General features: G+C 71.2%; 18 protein-coding genes. 9 read left to right on the top strand and 9 right to left on the bottom strand.

The window, feature by feature from the left end; translation table 11 throughout:
- Nucleotides 1-76 precede the first annotated feature (76 nt).
- Both RWS82_RS02260 and RWS82_RS02255 read left to right on the top strand, forming a co-directional pair.
- Nucleotides 77-301, top strand: coding sequence for a DUF3107 domain-containing protein (locus RWS82_RS02260; RefSeq protein WP_314646439.1), 225 nt, complete (start codon nt 77-79; stop codon nt 299-301).
- Nucleotides 302-306: 5 nt separating this feature from the next.
- A complete protein-coding gene (locus RWS82_RS02255) occupies nt 307-594 on the top strand; it encodes a hypothetical protein (RefSeq protein WP_314646437.1) in 288 nt (95 codons plus the stop codon).
- Nucleotides 595-636: 42 nt separating this feature from the next.
- Here RWS82_RS02255 and RWS82_RS02250 read toward each other — a convergent pair whose 3' ends face one another.
- Nucleotides 637-1,353, bottom strand: a complete 717-nt coding sequence (locus tag RWS82_RS02250; RefSeq protein WP_314646434.1) for a ferritin-like fold-containing protein — start codon at nt 1,351-1,353, stop codon at nt 637-639.
- 195 nt (nt 1,354-1,548) lie between these two features.
- Here RWS82_RS02250 and RWS82_RS02245 point away from each other — a divergent pair, with 195 nt between their 5' ends.
- Entirely contained in the window at nt 1,549-3,069 is a 1,521-nt protein-coding gene (locus RWS82_RS02245; protein WP_314646431.1) for a DEAD/DEAH box helicase, read from the top strand.
- A gap of 7 nt (nt 3,070-3,076) precedes the next feature.
- Here RWS82_RS02245 and RWS82_RS02240 read toward each other — a convergent pair whose 3' ends face one another.
- Together RWS82_RS02240 and RWS82_RS02235 are read right to left on the bottom strand one after the other, a co-directional pair.
- Complete coding sequence (locus RWS82_RS02240; RefSeq protein WP_314646429.1) at nt 3,077-3,991, bottom strand: DUF817 domain-containing protein; 915 nt, start codon at nt 3,989-3,991, stop codon at nt 3,077-3,079.
- A gap of 67 nt (nt 3,992-4,058) precedes the next feature.
- Nucleotides 4,059-4,934, bottom strand: a complete 876-nt coding sequence (locus RWS82_RS02235; protein ID WP_314646426.1) for a PHP domain-containing protein — start codon at nt 4,932-4,934, stop codon at nt 4,059-4,061.
- Nucleotides 4,935-4,999: 65 nt separating this feature from the next.
- Between RWS82_RS02235 and RWS82_RS02230 the strand changes: the two genes are divergently transcribed.
- The gene (locus RWS82_RS02230) at nt 5,000-6,022 is read left to right on the top strand and encodes an endonuclease/exonuclease/phosphatase family protein (RefSeq protein WP_314646425.1); all 1,023 of its coding nucleotides are present in this window, start codon (nt 5,000-5,002) and stop codon (nt 6,020-6,022) included.
- A 40-nt stretch (nt 6,023-6,062) separates the two neighbouring features.
- Nucleotides 6,063-7,475, top strand: coding sequence for an aminopeptidase P family protein (locus RWS82_RS02225; protein WP_314646423.1), 1,413 nt, complete (start codon nt 6,063-6,065; stop codon nt 7,473-7,475).
- 27 nt (nt 7,476-7,502) lie between these two features.
- Here RWS82_RS02225 and RWS82_RS02220 read toward each other — a convergent pair whose 3' ends face one another.
- Together RWS82_RS02220 and RWS82_RS02215 are read right to left on the bottom strand one after the other, a co-directional pair.
- Nucleotides 7,503-8,171 (bottom strand): alpha/beta fold hydrolase, encoded by a 669-nt coding sequence (locus RWS82_RS02220; protein ID WP_314646422.1) that lies wholly within the window; start codon nt 8,169-8,171, stop codon nt 7,503-7,505.
- Nucleotides 8,171-8,887, bottom strand: a complete 717-nt coding sequence (locus RWS82_RS02215; RefSeq protein ID WP_314646419.1) for a general stress protein — start codon at nt 8,885-8,887, stop codon at nt 8,171-8,173. The genes RWS82_RS02220 and RWS82_RS02215 overlap by 1 nt, the downstream gene beginning before the upstream one ends.
- Nucleotides 8,888-8,972: 85 nt before the next feature.
- Between RWS82_RS02215 and RWS82_RS02210 the strand changes: the two genes are divergently transcribed.
- Genes RWS82_RS02210 through RWS82_RS02200 form a run of 3 tightly spaced genes read left to right on the top strand, consistent with a single transcriptional unit; the run spans nt 8,973 to nt 11,934 of the window.
- Nucleotides 8,973-10,241, top strand: coding sequence for a magnesium transporter MgtE N-terminal domain-containing protein (locus tag RWS82_RS02210; protein ID WP_314646416.1), 1,269 nt, complete (start codon nt 8,973-8,975; stop codon nt 10,239-10,241).
- Nucleotides 10,241-10,816, top strand: a complete 576-nt coding sequence (locus tag RWS82_RS02205; protein WP_314646414.1) for a DUF1003 domain-containing protein — start codon at nt 10,241-10,243, stop codon at nt 10,814-10,816. Before RWS82_RS02210 ends, RWS82_RS02205 begins: the two co-directional genes overlap by 1 nt.
- Nucleotides 10,813-11,934 carry an Mrp/NBP35 family ATP-binding protein gene (locus tag RWS82_RS02200; protein ID WP_314646411.1) on the top strand — a complete coding sequence of 374 codons (1,122 nt, stop codon included), beginning with the start codon at nt 10,813-10,815 and terminating at the stop codon, nt 11,932-11,934. The genes RWS82_RS02205 and RWS82_RS02200 overlap by 4 nt, the downstream gene beginning before the upstream one ends.
- 37 nt (nt 11,935-11,971) lie before the next feature.
- Here the strand turns inward: RWS82_RS02200 and RWS82_RS02195 are convergent, their stop codons facing one another.
- Nucleotides 11,972-12,340, bottom strand: coding sequence for a twin-arginine translocase TatA/TatE family subunit (locus tag RWS82_RS02195; RefSeq protein WP_314646408.1), 369 nt, complete (start codon nt 12,338-12,340; stop codon nt 11,972-11,974).
- An 86-nt stretch (nt 12,341-12,426) separates the two neighbouring features.
- On the opposite strand from RWS82_RS02195, the gene RWS82_RS02190 reads away from it, so the two are divergent.
- On the top strand, nt 12,427-13,065 hold the full coding sequence (locus tag RWS82_RS02190) for a class I SAM-dependent methyltransferase (protein WP_314646406.1): 639 nt from the start codon (nt 12,427-12,429) through the stop codon (nt 13,063-13,065).
- A gap of 83 nt (nt 13,066-13,148) precedes the next feature.
- Here the strand turns inward: RWS82_RS02190 and RWS82_RS02185 are convergent, their stop codons facing one another.
- From RWS82_RS02185 to dapE, 3 genes are all read right to left on the bottom strand, one after another.
- Entirely contained in the window at nt 13,149-13,322 is a 174-nt protein-coding gene (locus RWS82_RS02185; protein WP_017203323.1) for a DUF3117 domain-containing protein, read from the bottom strand.
- Nucleotides 13,323-13,416: 94 nt separating this feature from the next.
- The gene (locus RWS82_RS02180) at nt 13,417-14,634 is read right to left on the bottom strand and encodes a hypothetical protein (RefSeq protein ID WP_314646403.1); all 1,218 of its coding nucleotides are present in this window, start codon (nt 14,632-14,634) and stop codon (nt 13,417-13,419) included.
- The gene (dapE, locus tag RWS82_RS02175) at nt 14,616-15,689 is read right to left on the bottom strand and encodes a succinyl-diaminopimelate desuccinylase (protein WP_314646400.1); all 1,074 of its coding nucleotides are present in this window, start codon (nt 15,687-15,689) and stop codon (nt 14,616-14,618) included. The genes RWS82_RS02180 and dapE overlap by 19 nt, the downstream gene beginning before the upstream one ends.
- Nucleotides 15,690-15,704 lie beyond the last annotated feature (15 nt).

The raw sequence follows: 15,704 nt of genomic DNA, 5'->3' as shown, positions 1-15,704 counted from the left end.
TCCGGCCCGCACGGCCCGTTATAGAGTGGGCGGAGACCTCGGACGAGAGATCGTCCTCACACTCCAAGGAGCACGCGTGGAAATCCGCATCGGAATCATCAACACGGGCCGCGAGCTGAGCTTCGAGACCGCCACCGCCGCAGACGAGATCCGCGCGCAGGTCTCGGCCGCTCTCGAGCAGAGCACCGCTCACCTGAGCTTCTCCGATGTGAAGGGCAACTCCTACATCGTCCCGACCGCGAACCTCGCCTACATCGAGCTGGGCACCGAGGAGTCGCGCCGCGTCGGTTTCGTCGCCTGACCGCGATGTACATCCTCCTGGCTCTCATCGCTGCGTGCGTGCTCGGCATCGTCGTGCACTTCACCGTGGCGGGGCGCGAGCTCCGCGGCGTCGTGCTCGCGCCGGCAGTGGCGGTCGCCGTCACCGCCGCCGCCTACACGGGGCTGCAGTGGGCCGGATGGGCGGAGAGCAACGTCTGGCTCTGGGTCGCGAGCATCCTCGGCGGCACCGTCGTCTCGATCGTCGCGACGCTCGCCGTCGTCACCGCGCGACGGCGCTCCGATGCCGCGCGCACCGCGGCGCTGGGCATCTGAGCCCGACGACTCCGACTCGCCCGTCACGCGGAGCATCGCTTCTCAGGAGGCGAGACCCATCGCGTCCATGCGGCGTGCGTGTGCGCCCATGAGCTCGGTGTACACCGGCTCGATCCGCTCGTCGTCGGGAGCGACCAGGGCGTCGGGACGCAGAGCCGAGCGACAGACCAGGATGGTGTCGCCGACGAGGCGGCGCGCCCACATCGACAGCAGCGAGCGCCACTCCTCGTCGCTCTCGATCGTCTCCTGGATGATCGCGACGATCTCGTGCCGCGCGTCGTCCTCGCGCAGGATCGCGGCGATCCGCTGCCCCGTCTCGCCGTAGCTCGAGGCGAGCGCCAGGTAGAAGTCGTCGAGCATGCCCGCCGTGATGTACACGGCCAGCAGCGTCTCGCGCGGCCGCGCGCCGATCGTCTTGCGGCGGAACGCATCGAGGTTCTCGCGGAACGGCAGCATGAGCTGCGTCGGGTCGTCGCCCCGGGCGGCGATCACCTCGACGATGCCGCGGTGCTTCGTGAGCGCCGCACCCGCGGCGCGCGACAGCGCCTCCTTCTCGGCGAGGGCGGGGGTCGCGCGGATGAGGCGGGTGAGCGTCTCGAAGTAGCCGAGCTGGAGATACGCCGCCTGCCCGAGGAAGCGGGGCAGCTCCGGGGCGAGCTCGGCGAAGTCCACCCGCGTCGCGTCGCCCTGATCTCCGCGGCTGCGCAGGGCGAGCGTGCGCCGAGGCGCAGCATCTCGCTGCCAGAACCATTTCACCACCGGGGTCTCCTTCCCGCGTCGGCCGCCAGGATCACCCTACCCGCCGCGGCACTCCCTCCCGGGGCTGTGGGCGCCCTCCGGTAGGCTGGGCGTGTCCCCGCCGTCGGAGCGGGGCCCGCGCCTGTGGCACAAGAGACGGCGTGGATCGTTTACGTGGCGGTCGGTCGCGACCGCCGGACAGGCAATCTGAACACTGTGACTACTTTCTCCGATCTCGGGATCGATCAGGACATCGTCGACGCCCTCGCTGCGAAGGGGATCGTCGACGCCTTCCCCATCCAGGAGCAGACCATCCCCCTCGGCCTGCCGGGGCAGGACATCATCGGCCAGGCCAAGACGGGCACGGGCAAGACCTTCGGCTTCGGCATCCCCGTGGTGCAGCGTCTCGGCCAGAACCCCGAGCCGGGTGTGAAGGCCCTGATCGTCGTTCCGACGCGCGAACTCGCCGTCCAGGTCTACGAAGACATGGACCTGCTCACCAGCAACCGGCCGACCAGCGTCGTCGCGATCTACGGCGGCAAGGCGTACGAGGGCCAGATCGACCAGCTCAAGGCCGGCGCGCAGATCGTCGTCGGCACCCCCGGCCGCCTGATCGACCTGGCGGGTCAGCGGCTGCTCGACCTGTCGAACGCGACCGAGGTCGTGCTCGACGAGGCCGACAAGATGCTCGACCTCGGCTTCCTCGCCGACATCGAGAAGATCTTCCAGAAGGTCCCTGCGGTGCGGCACACGCAGCTGTTCTCGGCGACCATGCCGGGACCGATCGTCGCGCTCGCCCGCCGGTTCATGACCAACCCCATCCACATCCGCGCGAACGACCCCGACGAGGGGCTCACCCAGGCCAACATCAAGCACCTCGTCTACCGCGCCCACTCGCTCGACAAGGACGAGGTCATCGCGCGCATCCTCCAGGCCGAAGGCCGCGGCAAGACGGTGATCTTCACGCGCACGAAGCGCGCGGCCCAGCGCCTGGTCGACGAGCTCGGCGACCGCGGCTTCAACGTGGGCGGCGTGCACGGCGACATGGGGCAGGACCAGCGCGAGCGCTCGATGGCCGCCTTCAAGGCGGGCAAGAAGGACGTGCTCGTCGCGACCGACGTCGCGGCCCGCGGCATCGACGTCGACGACGTCACCCACGTGATCAACCACACCATCCCCGACGAGGACAAGACGTACCTGCACCGCGCCGGCCGCACCGGTCGCGCGGGCAAGACCGGAATCGCGGTCACGTTCGTCGACTGGGAGGACCTGCACAAGTGGGCCCTCATCAACCGTGCCCTCGAGTTCGGCCAGCCGGAGCCCGTCGAGACCTACTCGTCGAGCCCGCACCTGTACGAAGACCTCGACATCCCCGCCGGTACGAAGGGCCGTCTCGTGTCGGCGCCGAAGACCGAGTCGACGAAGACCCCGCGCGGGCCCCGTCCCGAGCGCGCCGCCGATGCCGCGGCCGAGGGCGCCGGCGAGGGCGGCACGCGTCGCCGGCGCCGCCGTCGCGGCGGATCCGACGCCGTGGGATCGAGCTTCACCGAGGGTGCGCCTTCCTCCTCCTCCTCCGAGAGCGGAGGCGCCGGGGCGACCGACCGCGGCGCCGAGGGCGCCGGCACGCACGACGGCGCGGGCAAGGAGCACCACGACGGCAAGCCGGCACCGGCGCGTCGCCGTCGCCGTCGCCGCGGCGGCTCCGGGGCGGGCTCCGCTCCGGTCGCCGGCGCCTGAGCGTCGATCACGACATCGTCCGAGAGGGGCGGATGCTGCGGCGTCCGCCCCTCTCGCGTTCCCCTCGGTCCTGCGCGCCCGGAGCGCGCGGCGGGTACACCCAGGTGACGAGCACCACCGAGATGATCATGAGCAGGAACCACGACACGAGCTTGCTCGGCGACACGAGCTGCCATCCGTCGAGCTGATCCGGGTACGCCCAGGCTCCCGCGAGGGTGCCGATGTTCTCGGCGAACCAGATGAACACGGCCACTCCGCCGAAGGCGAGGAGCAGCGGGATGCGGAGGGTGCGGCGCCACACGCGCGCATGCATGATCGTCGGCGCCCAGAGCGCGAGCACCGCCACCAGCAGCACCCAGCGCGCATCCCACCAGAAGTGGTGGGTGAAGAAGTTGAGGTAAATCGCGCCGGCGACGAGGGCGGTCACCCATCGCCGCGGATACCGGGTGAACCCCAGGTCGAAGAGGCGGTGCACGCGCACCATGTACGACCCGACCGCCGCGTACATGAAACCGCTGAACAGGGGCACCCCGCCCAGCCGCAGCACGCCGTCCGCGGCGTACGCCCACGAGCCCACATCGGTCTTGAAGAGCTCCATCACCGTGCCGGTGACGTGGAAGAGCACGATGACCCACAGCTCGCGCCCCGACTCCAGACGGAAGACGAGCATCGCGATCTGGATGAGCACCGCCGTGAGCGTGAGCACGTCGTTGCGCGCGACGACGGCATCGTCGGGGGACCACAGCCGCGCGGCGACGATCGCCACGAGCAGCGCGGCTCCGAACACGCAGGCCCACGCCTGCTTGCACACGAACACCGCGACCTCGACGAGCGCCGCCCGTGCGCCGTTCGCGGGCGCATCGCGGAGCAACCGATGGGCGATGCCGTCGAGTCGTCGCTCGAGAGGTGTGGCGCGCTGCATCCGGCGATGCTATCGGCGTCCGCGGCGAGCACGCCGGGAGAACCCCGTCAGACCGCCGGCGCCGACGTCAGGGGAACCGCGGGGCGGTGCCCGTTGCGCGGTCGATCAGCCGCTGAACCATGTCGTCGTCGGTGGTGTTCTCGCCGGGGCGGTTGGGCTTGCCCGTGCCGTGATAGTCGCTCGAGCCCGTGACGATGAGGTCGTGCCGCGCGGCGATGTCGCGCAGCAGCCGCTTGCCCTCCGCGGTGTTCTCGCGGTGGTCGATCTCGAATCCGCCGAGTCCGGCGTCGATGAGTCGCTCGAGGAAGGACACCGGCATCATGCGGTCGCGACCCGCTGTCACGGGGTGCGCGATCACGGCCACTCCCCCGGCCCCGGTGATCAGCCGCACCGCGGTCAGGGGGTCCGGCGCGTAGTGCGGCTCGTAATACCCCTCGCGCGGATGGAGGATGCCGTCGAACGCCTCGGTGCGGTCGCGGACGATCCCGCGCGCGACGAGCGCGTCGGCGATGTGCGGGCGCCCGACGGTCGCGTCGAGCGTGGTCTGCGCCAGCACGTCGTCCCAGCTGAGGTCGTAGTCGCGGCCGATGCTGCGCACGATGCGTTCGGCGCGTCCGATGCGATCGCCCCGGATGCGGGCCGTCTCGGCGCCGAGTGCGGCGTCGTCTGCATCGAACAGGTAGCCGAGCACGTGCACGCTGCGCCACTCGTGCTTCGCCGACAGCTCCATGCCGGGGAGGAACGTCATCCCGAGCGCCGCGGCCGCGTCGCCCGCCTCCGTCCACCCCGTGGTGCGGTCGTGGTCGGTGAGGGCGATCGTGCGCAGACCGTGGGCGTGCGCCTGGCGCACGACCTCGGCGGGGGCCTCCGTCCCGTCGGAGTGATTGGAGTGCAGATGCAGGTCGGCGGGACCGGCGAATCGGCGAGAGAGGTCAGAGGCCATCCTCCGAGCGTACCGACGGCAGCACAGCAGGGACTTCACAGGACCGCGCTTCTACTCTGGTGGGGATGCTTCGCCTCCTCGGAATCCTCGTCACCGTGCTGTTCGCCGCCGCCACGGCGGTCGTGGTGTGGCCGCAGTTCTTCCACCTGGAGCAGACCTACCCGTTCGCGCAGCTGGTAGCGGTGCGCGGGGTGGTGCTCGTCGGGTTCGCGGCGATCGCGCTGGTGGCGCTGCTGCTGCTCCTCGCCCGACCGCTGCGGGGCTTCGCGGCGTCCATCCTCATCGTGGCCCTGCTCGGCGCGGGTGCGACGGCCGGCATCGGTGCCCTGCGCGGGTTCGGCGGGGGTGACCTGCCGGAGAAGACGGAGGGCAGCGTACGCGTGCTCACCTGGAACACCGCGGGCGAGGCCGTCGGGGCCGAGCAGATCGCGCAGCAGATCCTCGATCAGGGCGCCGACATCGTGGCCCTGCCCGAGACCACCGAGGCGGTCGGCGAGCGGATCGCCGTGATGCTGCGCGAGCAGGGGCATCCGATGTGGGTGCATCACGTGCAGTTCCGCCCCGACATCCCCAACGGCCCGCAGTCGTGGCAGACGACGGTGCTGGTGTCCCCCGACCTCGGCGAGTACTCGGTGATCCAGTCGTCGGAGGACGGATCGAGCAACACCGGCTCCGTGCCCAGCGTCGTGCTCATGCCGATCGACGGCACCGGTCCGACGGTCGTCGCCGTGCACGCCGTCGCACCGCGGCAGGAGGAGATGGCGCAGTGGCAGGCCGACCTGTCGTGGATCGCCGACCAGTGCCCCGAGGGCGACTTCATCCTGGCGGGCGACTTCAACGCGACGATCGACCACATGGCCGGCCTCGGGGTCGACGGCGGCGACATCGGCTACTGCCGCGACGTCGCCTCCCGCACGGGCAACGGGATGCAGGGCACCTGGCCCAGCTCGTTCCCCGCCCTCGCCGGCGCGCCCATCGACCACGTGATGGCCTCGCAGAACTGGACGCCCACGGGATCGCGCGTGCTCGACGACGCCGGGGGCAGCGACCACCGCGCGCTGGTCGTGCAGCTCGAGCCGGCCGGCTGAGACGCCTCGCTCCGGCGCGCCCAGGTGAGAGACTGGGGGGATGAGCACCGCAGCAGAGCGCGACACCGTCGCGGAACCCCAGGCCGAGAACAGCACGACGAACCGCAAGCAGCCGTTCCCCCAGGGGTTCCTCGACACGATCTCGACCGGCTGGGCGGAGCGCCCCGAGACCCTTCCCACCGCCCGAGCCCAGGCGCCGTTCGCCGCGCGTCGCCGTGCGGCCCTCTCCGCCGCGTTCCCCGGCAAGCGCCTCGTCATCCCGGCCGGCTCGCTGAAGCAGCGCAGCAACGACACCGACTACGTGTTCCGTGCGCACTCGGCCTTCGCGCACCTCACCGGGTGGGCCTCCGACACCGAACCCGATTCGGTGCTGGTGTTCGACCCGACCGACGACGGCCACGACGTCACCCTCTACTTCCGTGAGCGGGCCGACCGCACCACCACCGAGTTCTACGCCGACGCCACCGTCGGCGAATTCTGGATCGGCCCGCGCCCGTCGCTCGCCGGAGTGGCTGCCGACCTCGCGATCGAGACCGCGCACCTGGCGGACTTCGCCGTGTCCGAGGGCCAGCTCGTGCTCGACGAGGACGACACGCTGACCCGCGTCGTCTCCGAGCTGCGCCTCATCAAGGACGAGTACGAGATCGCCGAGATGCGACGTGCGGTGGCCATCACCGCGGCGGGCTTCGACGACATCCTCCGAGAACTGCCCGCCGCGATCGCGCACTCCCGCGGCGAGCGCGTCGTCGAGGGCGTGTTCCACCGCCGCGCCCGTGAAGACGGCAACGGCGAGGGCTACGACACGATCGCGGCATCCGGTCCCCATGCCTGCTACCTGCACTGGACCCGCAACGACGGCGCCGTGCTGCCCGGCGACCTCATCCTGGTCGATGCCGGAGTCGAGGCCGACAGCCTCTACACCGCCGACATCACCCGCACCATCCCGGTGTCCGGGACGTTCACCGACGTGCAGCGCAAGGTCTACGAGACGGTGCGCGAGGCCGCCGACGTCGCCTTCGCCGCCGCGAAGGTCGGCGTGCGCTTCCGCGACATCCACGCCGCCGCGATGTCGGTGATCGCCGCCCGCACGGCGGAGTGGGGTCTGCTGCCGGTGACGGCCGACGAGGCGCTCGACGCCGACCGCGGCGGACAGCACCGGCGCTACATGGTGCACGGCACCTCGCACCACCTCGGCATCGACGTGCACGACTGCGCGCAGGCCCGCCGCGAGATGTACTACGACGGCATCCTCGCCCCCGGCATGGTGTTCACGATCGAGCCGGGTCTGTACTTCCAGATCGACGATCTCACGGTGCCCGAGGAGCTGCGCGGCATCGGGGTGCGCATCGAGGACGACATCCTCATGACCGAAGACGGTCCGGTCAATCTGTCGGCGGACATCCCCCGCACGGCCGACGAGATCGAGGCCTGGATCGCCCGCGCCCAGAGCTGACGCCGCGAAGCTTCGCCGTCGCGCCGCTCAGCGCGCGGCGGCGAACTCGGCGACGATCGGTGCGAGGGAGGCCCCCACCTCGGATGCCCCGACCTTGCGCCCCTTCACCTCGAAGCTGTGGCCGCCGCCCTCGATCCAGACGACCCGGGCGTCCCGACACCCGGCCACGACCTCGTCGAACTGCTCGCGCGGCTGGATGAACGGGTCGTTCGACCCCTCGACGAACAGCTGCGGCACCGCGATTCCCGGCAGGTGCTCGGCGCGCAGCTTCTCGGGCGCTCCCGGCGGATGCAGCGGGTATCCCAGGTAGGCGAGAGCATCGATCGCGAGACCGTCGGCCACCGCCATCGACGCCATGCGCCCGCCGTAGGACTTCCCGGTCGCGATGATGCGCGCGCCCGGCGCGGCCTCCCGCACGGCGTCGACCACGGCCCGCCACGTGGCCGTCGCGTGGGCGGCGGGTCCGGGCATCCGCCGGCCCTGCTCGACGTACGGGAAGTTGAACCGCAGGGTGCCGAACCCTTCGGCGGCCAGCGCCTCGGCGAAACCGGTGAGGAACGGATGCTCCATGCCCGCTCCCGCACCGTGCGCGACGATCACGACCGTCCCGTCGACGGGAGGCGTCCACAGCGCCGACACGGTGGTCGGGCCGGCGGGCAGCGCGACCTCGATCACGCGCCGCTCCGGATCGGGCATCAGGCGGGCTCGGGCGCACCCGGCGTGGGAGCGCCGCCCTCGTCCGGCTTCCCCGCGTCGGCCCCGGGGGACGAGGGGGTCTCGGCACCGGGCGTCTGAGCACCGGGCGTCGGGTCGGCGGGGCGGGGCGGCACCACCGGCGGCACGGGCGGCGCGACCGGCGGCTGCTGTCCGGGCGTGGCGCCCCCGGCCGGGATCCGCTCGCCGTACCGCGGCGGCTCGTCGAGGTTCACGGGAGGCCGCGGGGCGGCCGGACGCGCACCCAGCACCTGCCGGGCCTTGGCGAGGGAGGCGGCCAGCACGGTGACCTCGTAGTGGTCGGACGCCAGCTGGGTGACGCTCGCGAAGTCCCGGCGTCGCCGCACGATGGCGAAGGTGACGAGGCTGAGGATCATGCCGATCGCGACGCCGATGAGCACGAAGCCGACGAACAGCTGGATCGGCACCTCGGGATTGCCGAGCACCAGGATGGCGGACAGGAAGAGGCCGATCAGGATGCCGTTCACGGCACCGGAGCGCGCCGCCGTCGCGTAGCCGAGACGGCCGGTGATGCGCTCCACGGTACGGATGCCCTGGCCGACGATGGCGATGTCGCGCGCGGGCACCTCCCCCGCGATGAGCTTCGAGACCGTCTTCTGGGCGGCCTCGTAGTCGCGCATCGAGGCGACGACCTCGCCGATGTCGGTGCTGTTCGCGGGGCGGTTGAGCATGCTCATCGCCCCATTGTCCCATGCCGTCCCGGGCATCCGCCCGGCTGCGGGATCGGGCGCGCGCCCCCGCACCGCCGACTACGCTGGTCGGGTGAGCACACAACGGGTATTCGCCGCGCGCCTGGCAGGCTGCGCCGTCTTCGACCCCGTGGGCGACCGGCTCGGCAAGGTCCGTGACGTCGTCGTCGTGTACCGAAGTACCGCGGCCCCCCGAGTGATCGGGCTGGTCGTCGAGATCCCCGGCCGCCGTCAGGTGTTCGTCTCCATCGGGCGGGTCACGTCGATCCGCTCCGGACAGGTCATCACCACCGGACTGATCAACGTGCGCCGGTTCTCGCCGCGCCCCGGCGAGGTGCGCGTGCTCGCCGAGCTGCTCGGCCGCCGCGTGAGCCTCGTCGACGGTAGCGGTACTGCCGTGATTGAGGATGTCGCGATCGAACCCAACCGCCTGGGCGAGTGGGCCGTGAGCCAGTTGTTCCTCCGCCGCCCGAAGACCAGCGCCTCGCCGTTCGCGAAGGGCTCGACGACGTTCGCGGCGTGGAACGAGGTCTCCGAGCAGCGTTCACCGGGCGAGTCGCAGTCTGCCGAGCAGCTCGTCGCGTCGTACTCCGAACTGCACGCCGCCGACCTCGCCAACACGCTCCTCGACCTTCCCCAGCAGCGCATGATCGAGGTCGCCGAGGAGCTGTCGGACGACCGGCTCGCCGACGCCCTCGAAGAGATGCCCGAAGACGAGCAGGTGCATATCCTCGACCGTCTCGGCGACGAGCGCGCTGCCGACATCCTCGACCAGATGGAGCCCGACGACGCAGCCGACCTGCTCGCGCAGCTGCCGCCGAACCGCCTGGAGCACCTCCTCGAGCTGATGGAGCCCGAAGAGGCCGACGATGTGCGCATGCTGCTGCGCTACGGCCCCGACACCGCCGGTGGCCTCATGACGCCCGAGCCGATCGTGCTCTCCGCCGACGCGACCGTCGCCGAGGCGCTCGCGCTCATCCGCCGTCACGAGCTGCATCCCGCCCTCGCCGCGGCGGTCTTCGTGACGCTGCCCCCGTTCGAGACGCCGACCGGCCGTCTGCTCGGGGTCGTGCACTTCCAGCGGATGCTCCGTTACCCGCCGCACGAGCGGTTGGGGGCCATCGTCGACGACAGTCTCGAGCCCGTCCCCGTCACGGCATCCGCCGCCGAGGTGGCCCGTCTGCTCGCCAGCTACGACCTGGTGTCACTGCCTGTCGTCGATGCGGCCCACCGCCTCGTCGGCGCGATCAGCGTCGACGACGTGCTCGACTACCTGCTGCCGGACGACTGGCGCACGCACGACATCGACAGCTCACCCGGTACGTCTGCGGAGGTGCGCTGATGGCCCGCTCGCGCTCCCCCCAGCTCGACGCACCCCTGGGCCGCGGCACGACGCGGCAGAAGACGACGTCGCGCGACCGGTTCGGCCGCTTCACCGAATGGGTGGCCCGCGCGATGGGCACCCCCGCGTTCCTGGTGATCCTCAGCCTGTTCTGCCTGCTGTGGATCGGGTGGAACACGCTCATGCCCGAGGGGTTGCGTTTCGACGACGCGACCTTGGGGTTCACCGCGCTCACGCTCATGCTCTCCCTGCAGGCGTCGTACGCCGCCCCGCTCATCCTGTTGGCCCAGAACCGGCAGGACGACCGCGACCGCGTGCAGATCGAACAGGACCGGCAGCGCGCGGAGCGCAACCTCGCCGACACCGAGTACCTCGCCCGCGAGATCGTCGCGCTGCGCATGGCGCTCGAGGAGCGCAACGCGCAGGTCGTGACGCGCGACGTGCTGCGGCAGGAGCTGAAGGCGCTGCTCGCCGATCTCGACGAGAACGAGGCCGGCGCCGACCCGTCGCAGACCGCGTCCGCGCACCCGCAGACCGGTCCGATCCGCACGCGCTCCCCGCGACCGCGCCGATGACGACCGCCGACGACGTTCGTCGGGCCGTGGCGGCGGTGTCGGACCCCGAACTGCGCCGGCCCATCGGCGACCTCGACATGGTGCGCGGAGTCTCCGTCGAAGGCGCCTCCGCGCAGGTGGGGATCGTGCTCACGATCGTCGGTTGTCCCGCCGCGGATCGCATCGAGGCGGATGTGCGCGCCGCAGCGGCGTCGGTCCCCGGGATCGCCGAGGTGACCGTCGAGGTCGGCGTGATGACGCCGGACGAGCGGCGCGCACTCACCGAGAAACTGCGCGACGGACGAGCACCCCGGCAGATGCCCTTCGGACCCGACTCGCTCACGCGGGTCATCCTCGTCTCGAGCGGCAAGGGCGGGGTCGGCAAGTCCACGGTCACGGCGAACCTCGCGGTGGCGATGGCCGAGCGCGGATTGGCCGTCGGCCTGGTCGACGCCGACGTGCACGGGTTCTCGATCCCCGGGCTGCTCGGCATTCCCGCAGGCACGCAGCCGACGCGGATCGACGACCTGATGCTGCCGCCGGTGGCGTACGGCGTGAAGACCATCTCGATCGGGATGTTCTTGCGTGACGGGGAGGGGGTCGTCGCGTGGCGCGGCCCGATGCTGCACCGCACGGTCTCGCAGTTCCTCACCGACGTGCACTTCGGCGACCTCGACGTGCTGCTCATCGACATGCCGCCGGGGACCGGCGACATCGCCATCTCGATGGGTCAGCTCCTCCCCCACGCCGACGTGCTGGTGGTCACGACCCCGCAGGTCGCGGCCTCCGACGTCGCGATCCGCAGCGGGCTCGTCGCGCGTCAGACCGGGCAGCGCGTGATCGGCGTGGTCGAGAACATGGGTCCGCTGCGGATGCCCGACGGCTCGATGCTCGAACTCTTCGGCGCCGGCGGGGGCGCCGCGGTCGCGGACGCCCTGACCGTCGAGGATGCGGCCGTGCCGCTGCTCGCGTCGATCCCCCTGAGCCCCGCCCTGCGCGAGGGCGGGGACGCCGGGATGCCCGTGGTGCTGCAGCATCCGGACGACGCGGCCGCGATCGAGATCCGCGAACTCGCAGCCGCCCTGTCGCGCCGGCCCGAGAGCCTCGCAGGGCGACGCCTGCCCTTCTCGCCGCGCTGACCCTGCCTGCGGGGGCGCCGCGGCGCAGACACGGTCGTCAGGTGGCTTCGGCGTCGAACGGCGGCAGGTGCGAGGCGTCGAACGGGGTCATCGGGCGCCGCGGCGCGGGCTCGGCGATGACGGCGGGCGCGGCGGTCGCCGCCGGAGCCGGGTCCTCGAACAGCGCGTCGCGGATGATGCGGCGGGGGTCGTACTGACGCGGATCGAGCTTGCGCCAGTCGACCTCGTCGATCTCGGGGCCCATCTCGTCGCGCATGCGGCTGCGGGTGTCGCGCAGGAACTCGCCACCTCGGCGCACCACGCGAGCGAACCCTTCGGCCATACGCGGCAGGCGTTCGGGGCCCACGATGAGCACGGCGACGAGACCGATCAGCAGCAGCTTCTCGATGGTCAGTCCGAACTCCATCTCCCCAGGCTACCGCCGCGCCTGCGCTCGGCTCGTCCACGGAGCGAATACCCTGGGAGAAGTCACAGCGCAGGGAAAGGCCCCCCATGAGCGAGCACGACGCGAACGCGCGTTTCCTCCGCGAGTCCATCGTCGAACCGGATGCGATCTCCCGCGCCCGCGCGCACGCTCTCGAGCTCGGCGCGGCGCCGATCAGCGCAGCCGTGGGCTCGCAGGTCGCCGTCCTCGCCGCCGCGACATCGGCCCGCTCCATTGTCGAGATCGGCACCGGTGCCGGTGTCTCCGGCCTCTGGCTGCTGCGCGGGGCTCCGCAGGCCGTCCTCACGACGATCGACAACGAGCCGGAGCACCTCGCCGCCGCCCGCCAGTCTTTCGCCGACGCCCGCGTTCCCGCGACGAGGGCGCGGTTCATCACGGGTCGCGCCGCCGATGTGCTTCCCCGCATGAACGAGGCGTCGTACGACATCGTGTTCGTCGACGCCGACCCCGACAACGTCATCGACTACGTCGAGCACGGCCTGCGCCTGGTCCGCGAGGGCGGCATGGTGCTCGTGCCGCGCGTCCTCGCAGGTGGTCGTGTGGCCGACCCGGTGCAGCGCGACGAGGTGACGGCCTCGTACCGCTCCCTCATCCAGGCGACCCAGGAATCGGCCGCGGTCCTCGCGACCGTCTCCGGCACGGGCGAGGGCCTGCTGCAGCTCATCGGGCTCCCCGAGCGCGGCTGACCGCCGCTTCTTCAGACGCGAAAGAGGGCGGTGGATCGGATGATCCACCGCCCTCTTCTCTGCGTACCCGTTGCGGACGGGCCTCAGGCCGGCGCCACGACGGCTGCCAGCACGTCGTGAAGCTCCTTCGCCTCGGCGTCGTTCACGGAGACGACCAGACGGCCCCCTCCTTCGAGCGGAACACGCACGATGATGAGTCGTCCCTCTTTCACGGCCTCCATGGGGCCGTCCCCGGTCCTCGGCTTCATCGCTGCCATCGCGGCTTCCTTTCCTCGGTGGTATGCAGAGAGTTTATCGGGTACGGCCACCACCTGAGCGTCACCTGTGAAGAAAAGCATCCGTTGTTCACGCTCACGGGACCTGCCAGAACGCGTTCCCGAGGGCGTAGACATGGAAGATCCAGACCCACTGCCCGAGCAGGCAGAGGGCGACGACCCCGATCCGCCAGCCCCGAGACCGCGGCACCGCCGCCGCCCCCCAGAGGGGGCTGAGGGGCAGCAGGAGTCGGAAGGTGCTCGACTGAGGGAAGAACACCGCGAGGAGGTAGAGCAGGTAGCTGGCGCTCCACAGCCGCAGATCCGACCCGAGTGCGCGCACCTGCGGGAGAAGCAGCAGAAGAAGGGTCACGCCGATGAGGACGAGTGCCAGGACGACAGGACCCGCCCACGCCGGGAGTCCCCACAGCGTGAACCACAGAGACGCGGCCTGGATCCACCCCTCGAAGGGCACGAAGCCCTCGACACCGCCCGGCACCCACTGTCGCCGCCACGCCAGTTCGGTCTGCAGATAGGCGCCCATGTCGCCGGTCACGAGCCCGGCGATGACCTGCCAGGCGAAGCCGGTGATCGTCGCCAGCGCACCCGCCGCAACGATGTGCACGACCTCGACGCGCCTCAGAGGATCCCGTCGCCGCCGCATCCAGCGCACGATGCCGTGCAGCCCGAGGAACAGGGCGAAGGCCAGGATGCCCGGACGCGTGAACGCCATGACGGGGATCAGCAGGTACAGCCAGGCGTACGCGCGACGCTGGACCGCATCCAGCGCGAGGAAGAGAAGGAGGAGGAACAGCGACTCCGCGTACCCGACCTGGAACATCGCCGCGACCGGGCCCGTGGCGAAGAAGACCACCGCCCACGACGCCGCAGATGCCCCGATCCGGTCGCGCAGCAGACGGTGCAGCGCCAGACAGGCCAGATAGCCAGACACGAACGAGACGAGGAAGGCGCCGACGCCCCACGACCCGAACAACACGCCGAGTCCCTGTGCGACGTAGGCGAAGACCGGCATGAAGGCCCACGCGTTCTCGGCCACCGTTCCCGCGTCCGTCAGCGGGAGTGTCGTCGGGTACCCCTCCACCGCGACCAGCCAGTACCACTGCGCATCCCAGCCGAGCACGAAATCGGCGAGGCCGGGGTCGGCGCCGAACCGCGACAGCGAGGTGGAGAGATCCGCCGCGAGCACGAGGAACGCCGTCGTGACGACCCGTGCAACGAGGTAGACGACCGCGATGCGCAGGGCCAGCGGCAGCTGCGCCCAGCGCCGCGCCGCGGTCAGCGCCGCGTGAGCCATGCGCGCAGACCGCGCTCGACGGCGTCGATCTGAGCGAGCGGCACCCGCTCCTCGTCGTGGTGGGCGAGATGCGGGTCGCCCGGCCCGTAGTTCACCGCGGGGATGCCGAGCGCCGAGAAGCGCGCCACGTCGGTCCAGCCGTACTTGGGCCGCGGCTCGGCGCCGACCGCCGTGACGAAGTCGTGCGCGATCGGTGCGTCGAGTCCTGGTCTGGCCCCCTCCGCGGCATCCGTGATCTCGACCTCGAAACCGGCCAGCACGCTGCGCAGGTGCGCTTCCGCCTTCGCCGCCGACGTGTCGGGCGCGAACCGGTAGTTGACCTCGACCTCGCAGAGATCCGGGATGACATTGCCCGCCACCCCACCGGTGATGCGCACCGCGCTCAGGCTCTCGCGGTACAGCAGGCCGTCCACCGGGATCTCCCGCGCCCGATACTCGGCGAGACGCGCGAGGATGGGGGCGGCGGCGTGGATGGCGTTCTCCCCGATCCACGCACGAGCGCTGTGCGCACGTACCCCGTGGGTCCGGACGATCGCGCGCATCGTGCCGTTGCATCCCCCCTCGACCTCGCCGTTCGAGGGCTCTCCCAGAATTGCGAAGTCGGCGGCGAACAAGTCGGGGCGGTCGGCCGCCAGAAGACCGAGTCCGTTCTTCGCGGCGTCGACCTCCTCGTTGTCGTACCACATCCAGGTGATGTCGACGGCGGGATCGACGAGCTCGGCGGCGAGCTTCAGCTGCACGGCCGTGCCCCCCTTCATGTCGACGGTGCCGCGCCCCCACAGGTGGGGCTCGCCGTCGATGTCGACCAGGCGCGTGGGGAGGTTGCCGTTGAGGGGGACGGTGTCGATGTGGCCGGCGATGGCGACGCGCTGCGCACGCCCCAACGCGGTGCGCGCGACGACCGTGTTGCCGTGCCGGATGACCTCGAGATGATCGAGCGGCGCCAGCGCCTCCTCGATCAGATCGGCGAGGGCCTTCTCGTCGCCCGAGACGCTGGGAACGTCGCAGATCGCGCGGGTGAGGTCGACGGAGGATGCGGTCAGATCGAGCGGCATCCCCCCAGCCTACGA

The organism is uncultured Microbacterium sp., assembly GCF_963528945.1.
GTDB lineage: Bacteria > Actinomycetota > Actinomycetes > Actinomycetales > Microbacteriaceae > Microbacterium.
Note: the sequence above shows the minus strand (reverse complement) of the source record. Positions and strands in the feature narration are given on the sequence as shown.

Coding starts and splice junctions, on each gene's coding strand:
- RWS82_RS02255 (WP_314646437.1), top strand. CDS start 307: ATGTACATCCTCCTGGCTCTCATCGCTGCGTGCGTGCTCGGCATCGTC.
- RWS82_RS02240 (WP_314646429.1), bottom strand. CDS start 3,991: ATGCAGCGCGCCACACCTCTCGAGCGACGACTCGACGGCATCGCCCAT.
- RWS82_RS02235 (WP_314646426.1), bottom strand. CDS start 4,934: ATGGCCTCTGACCTCTCTCGCCGATTCGCCGGTCCCGCCGACCTGCAT.
- RWS82_RS02230 (WP_314646425.1), top strand. CDS start 5,000: ATGCTTCGCCTCCTCGGAATCCTCGTCACCGTGCTGTTCGCCGCCGCC.
- RWS82_RS02225 (WP_314646423.1), top strand. CDS start 6,063: ATGAGCACCGCAGCAGAGCGCGACACCGTCGCGGAACCCCAGGCCGAG.
- RWS82_RS02220 (WP_314646422.1), bottom strand. CDS start 8,171: ATGCCCGATCCGGAGCGGCGCGTGATCGAGGTCGCGCTGCCCGCCGGC.
- RWS82_RS02215 (WP_314646419.1), bottom strand. CDS start 8,887: ATGAGCATGCTCAACCGCCCCGCGAACAGCACCGACATCGGCGAGGTC.
- RWS82_RS02205 (WP_314646414.1), top strand. CDS start 10,241: ATGGCCCGCTCGCGCTCCCCCCAGCTCGACGCACCCCTGGGCCGCGGC.
- RWS82_RS02200 (WP_314646411.1), top strand. CDS start 10,813: ATGACGACCGCCGACGACGTTCGTCGGGCCGTGGCGGCGGTGTCGGAC.
- RWS82_RS02195 (WP_314646408.1), bottom strand. CDS start 12,340: ATGGAGTTCGGACTGACCATCGAGAAGCTGCTGCTGATCGGTCTCGTC.
- RWS82_RS02190 (WP_314646406.1), top strand. CDS start 12,427: ATGAGCGAGCACGACGCGAACGCGCGTTTCCTCCGCGAGTCCATCGTC.
- RWS82_RS02185 (WP_017203323.1), bottom strand. CDS start 13,322: ATGGCAGCGATGAAGCCGAGGACCGGGGACGGCCCCATGGAGGCCGTG.
- RWS82_RS02180 (WP_314646403.1), bottom strand. CDS start 14,634: ATGGCTCACGCGGCGCTGACCGCGGCGCGGCGCTGGGCGCAGCTGCCG.
- dapE (WP_314646400.1), bottom strand. CDS start 15,689: ATGCCGCTCGATCTGACCGCATCCTCCGTCGACCTCACCCGCGCGATC.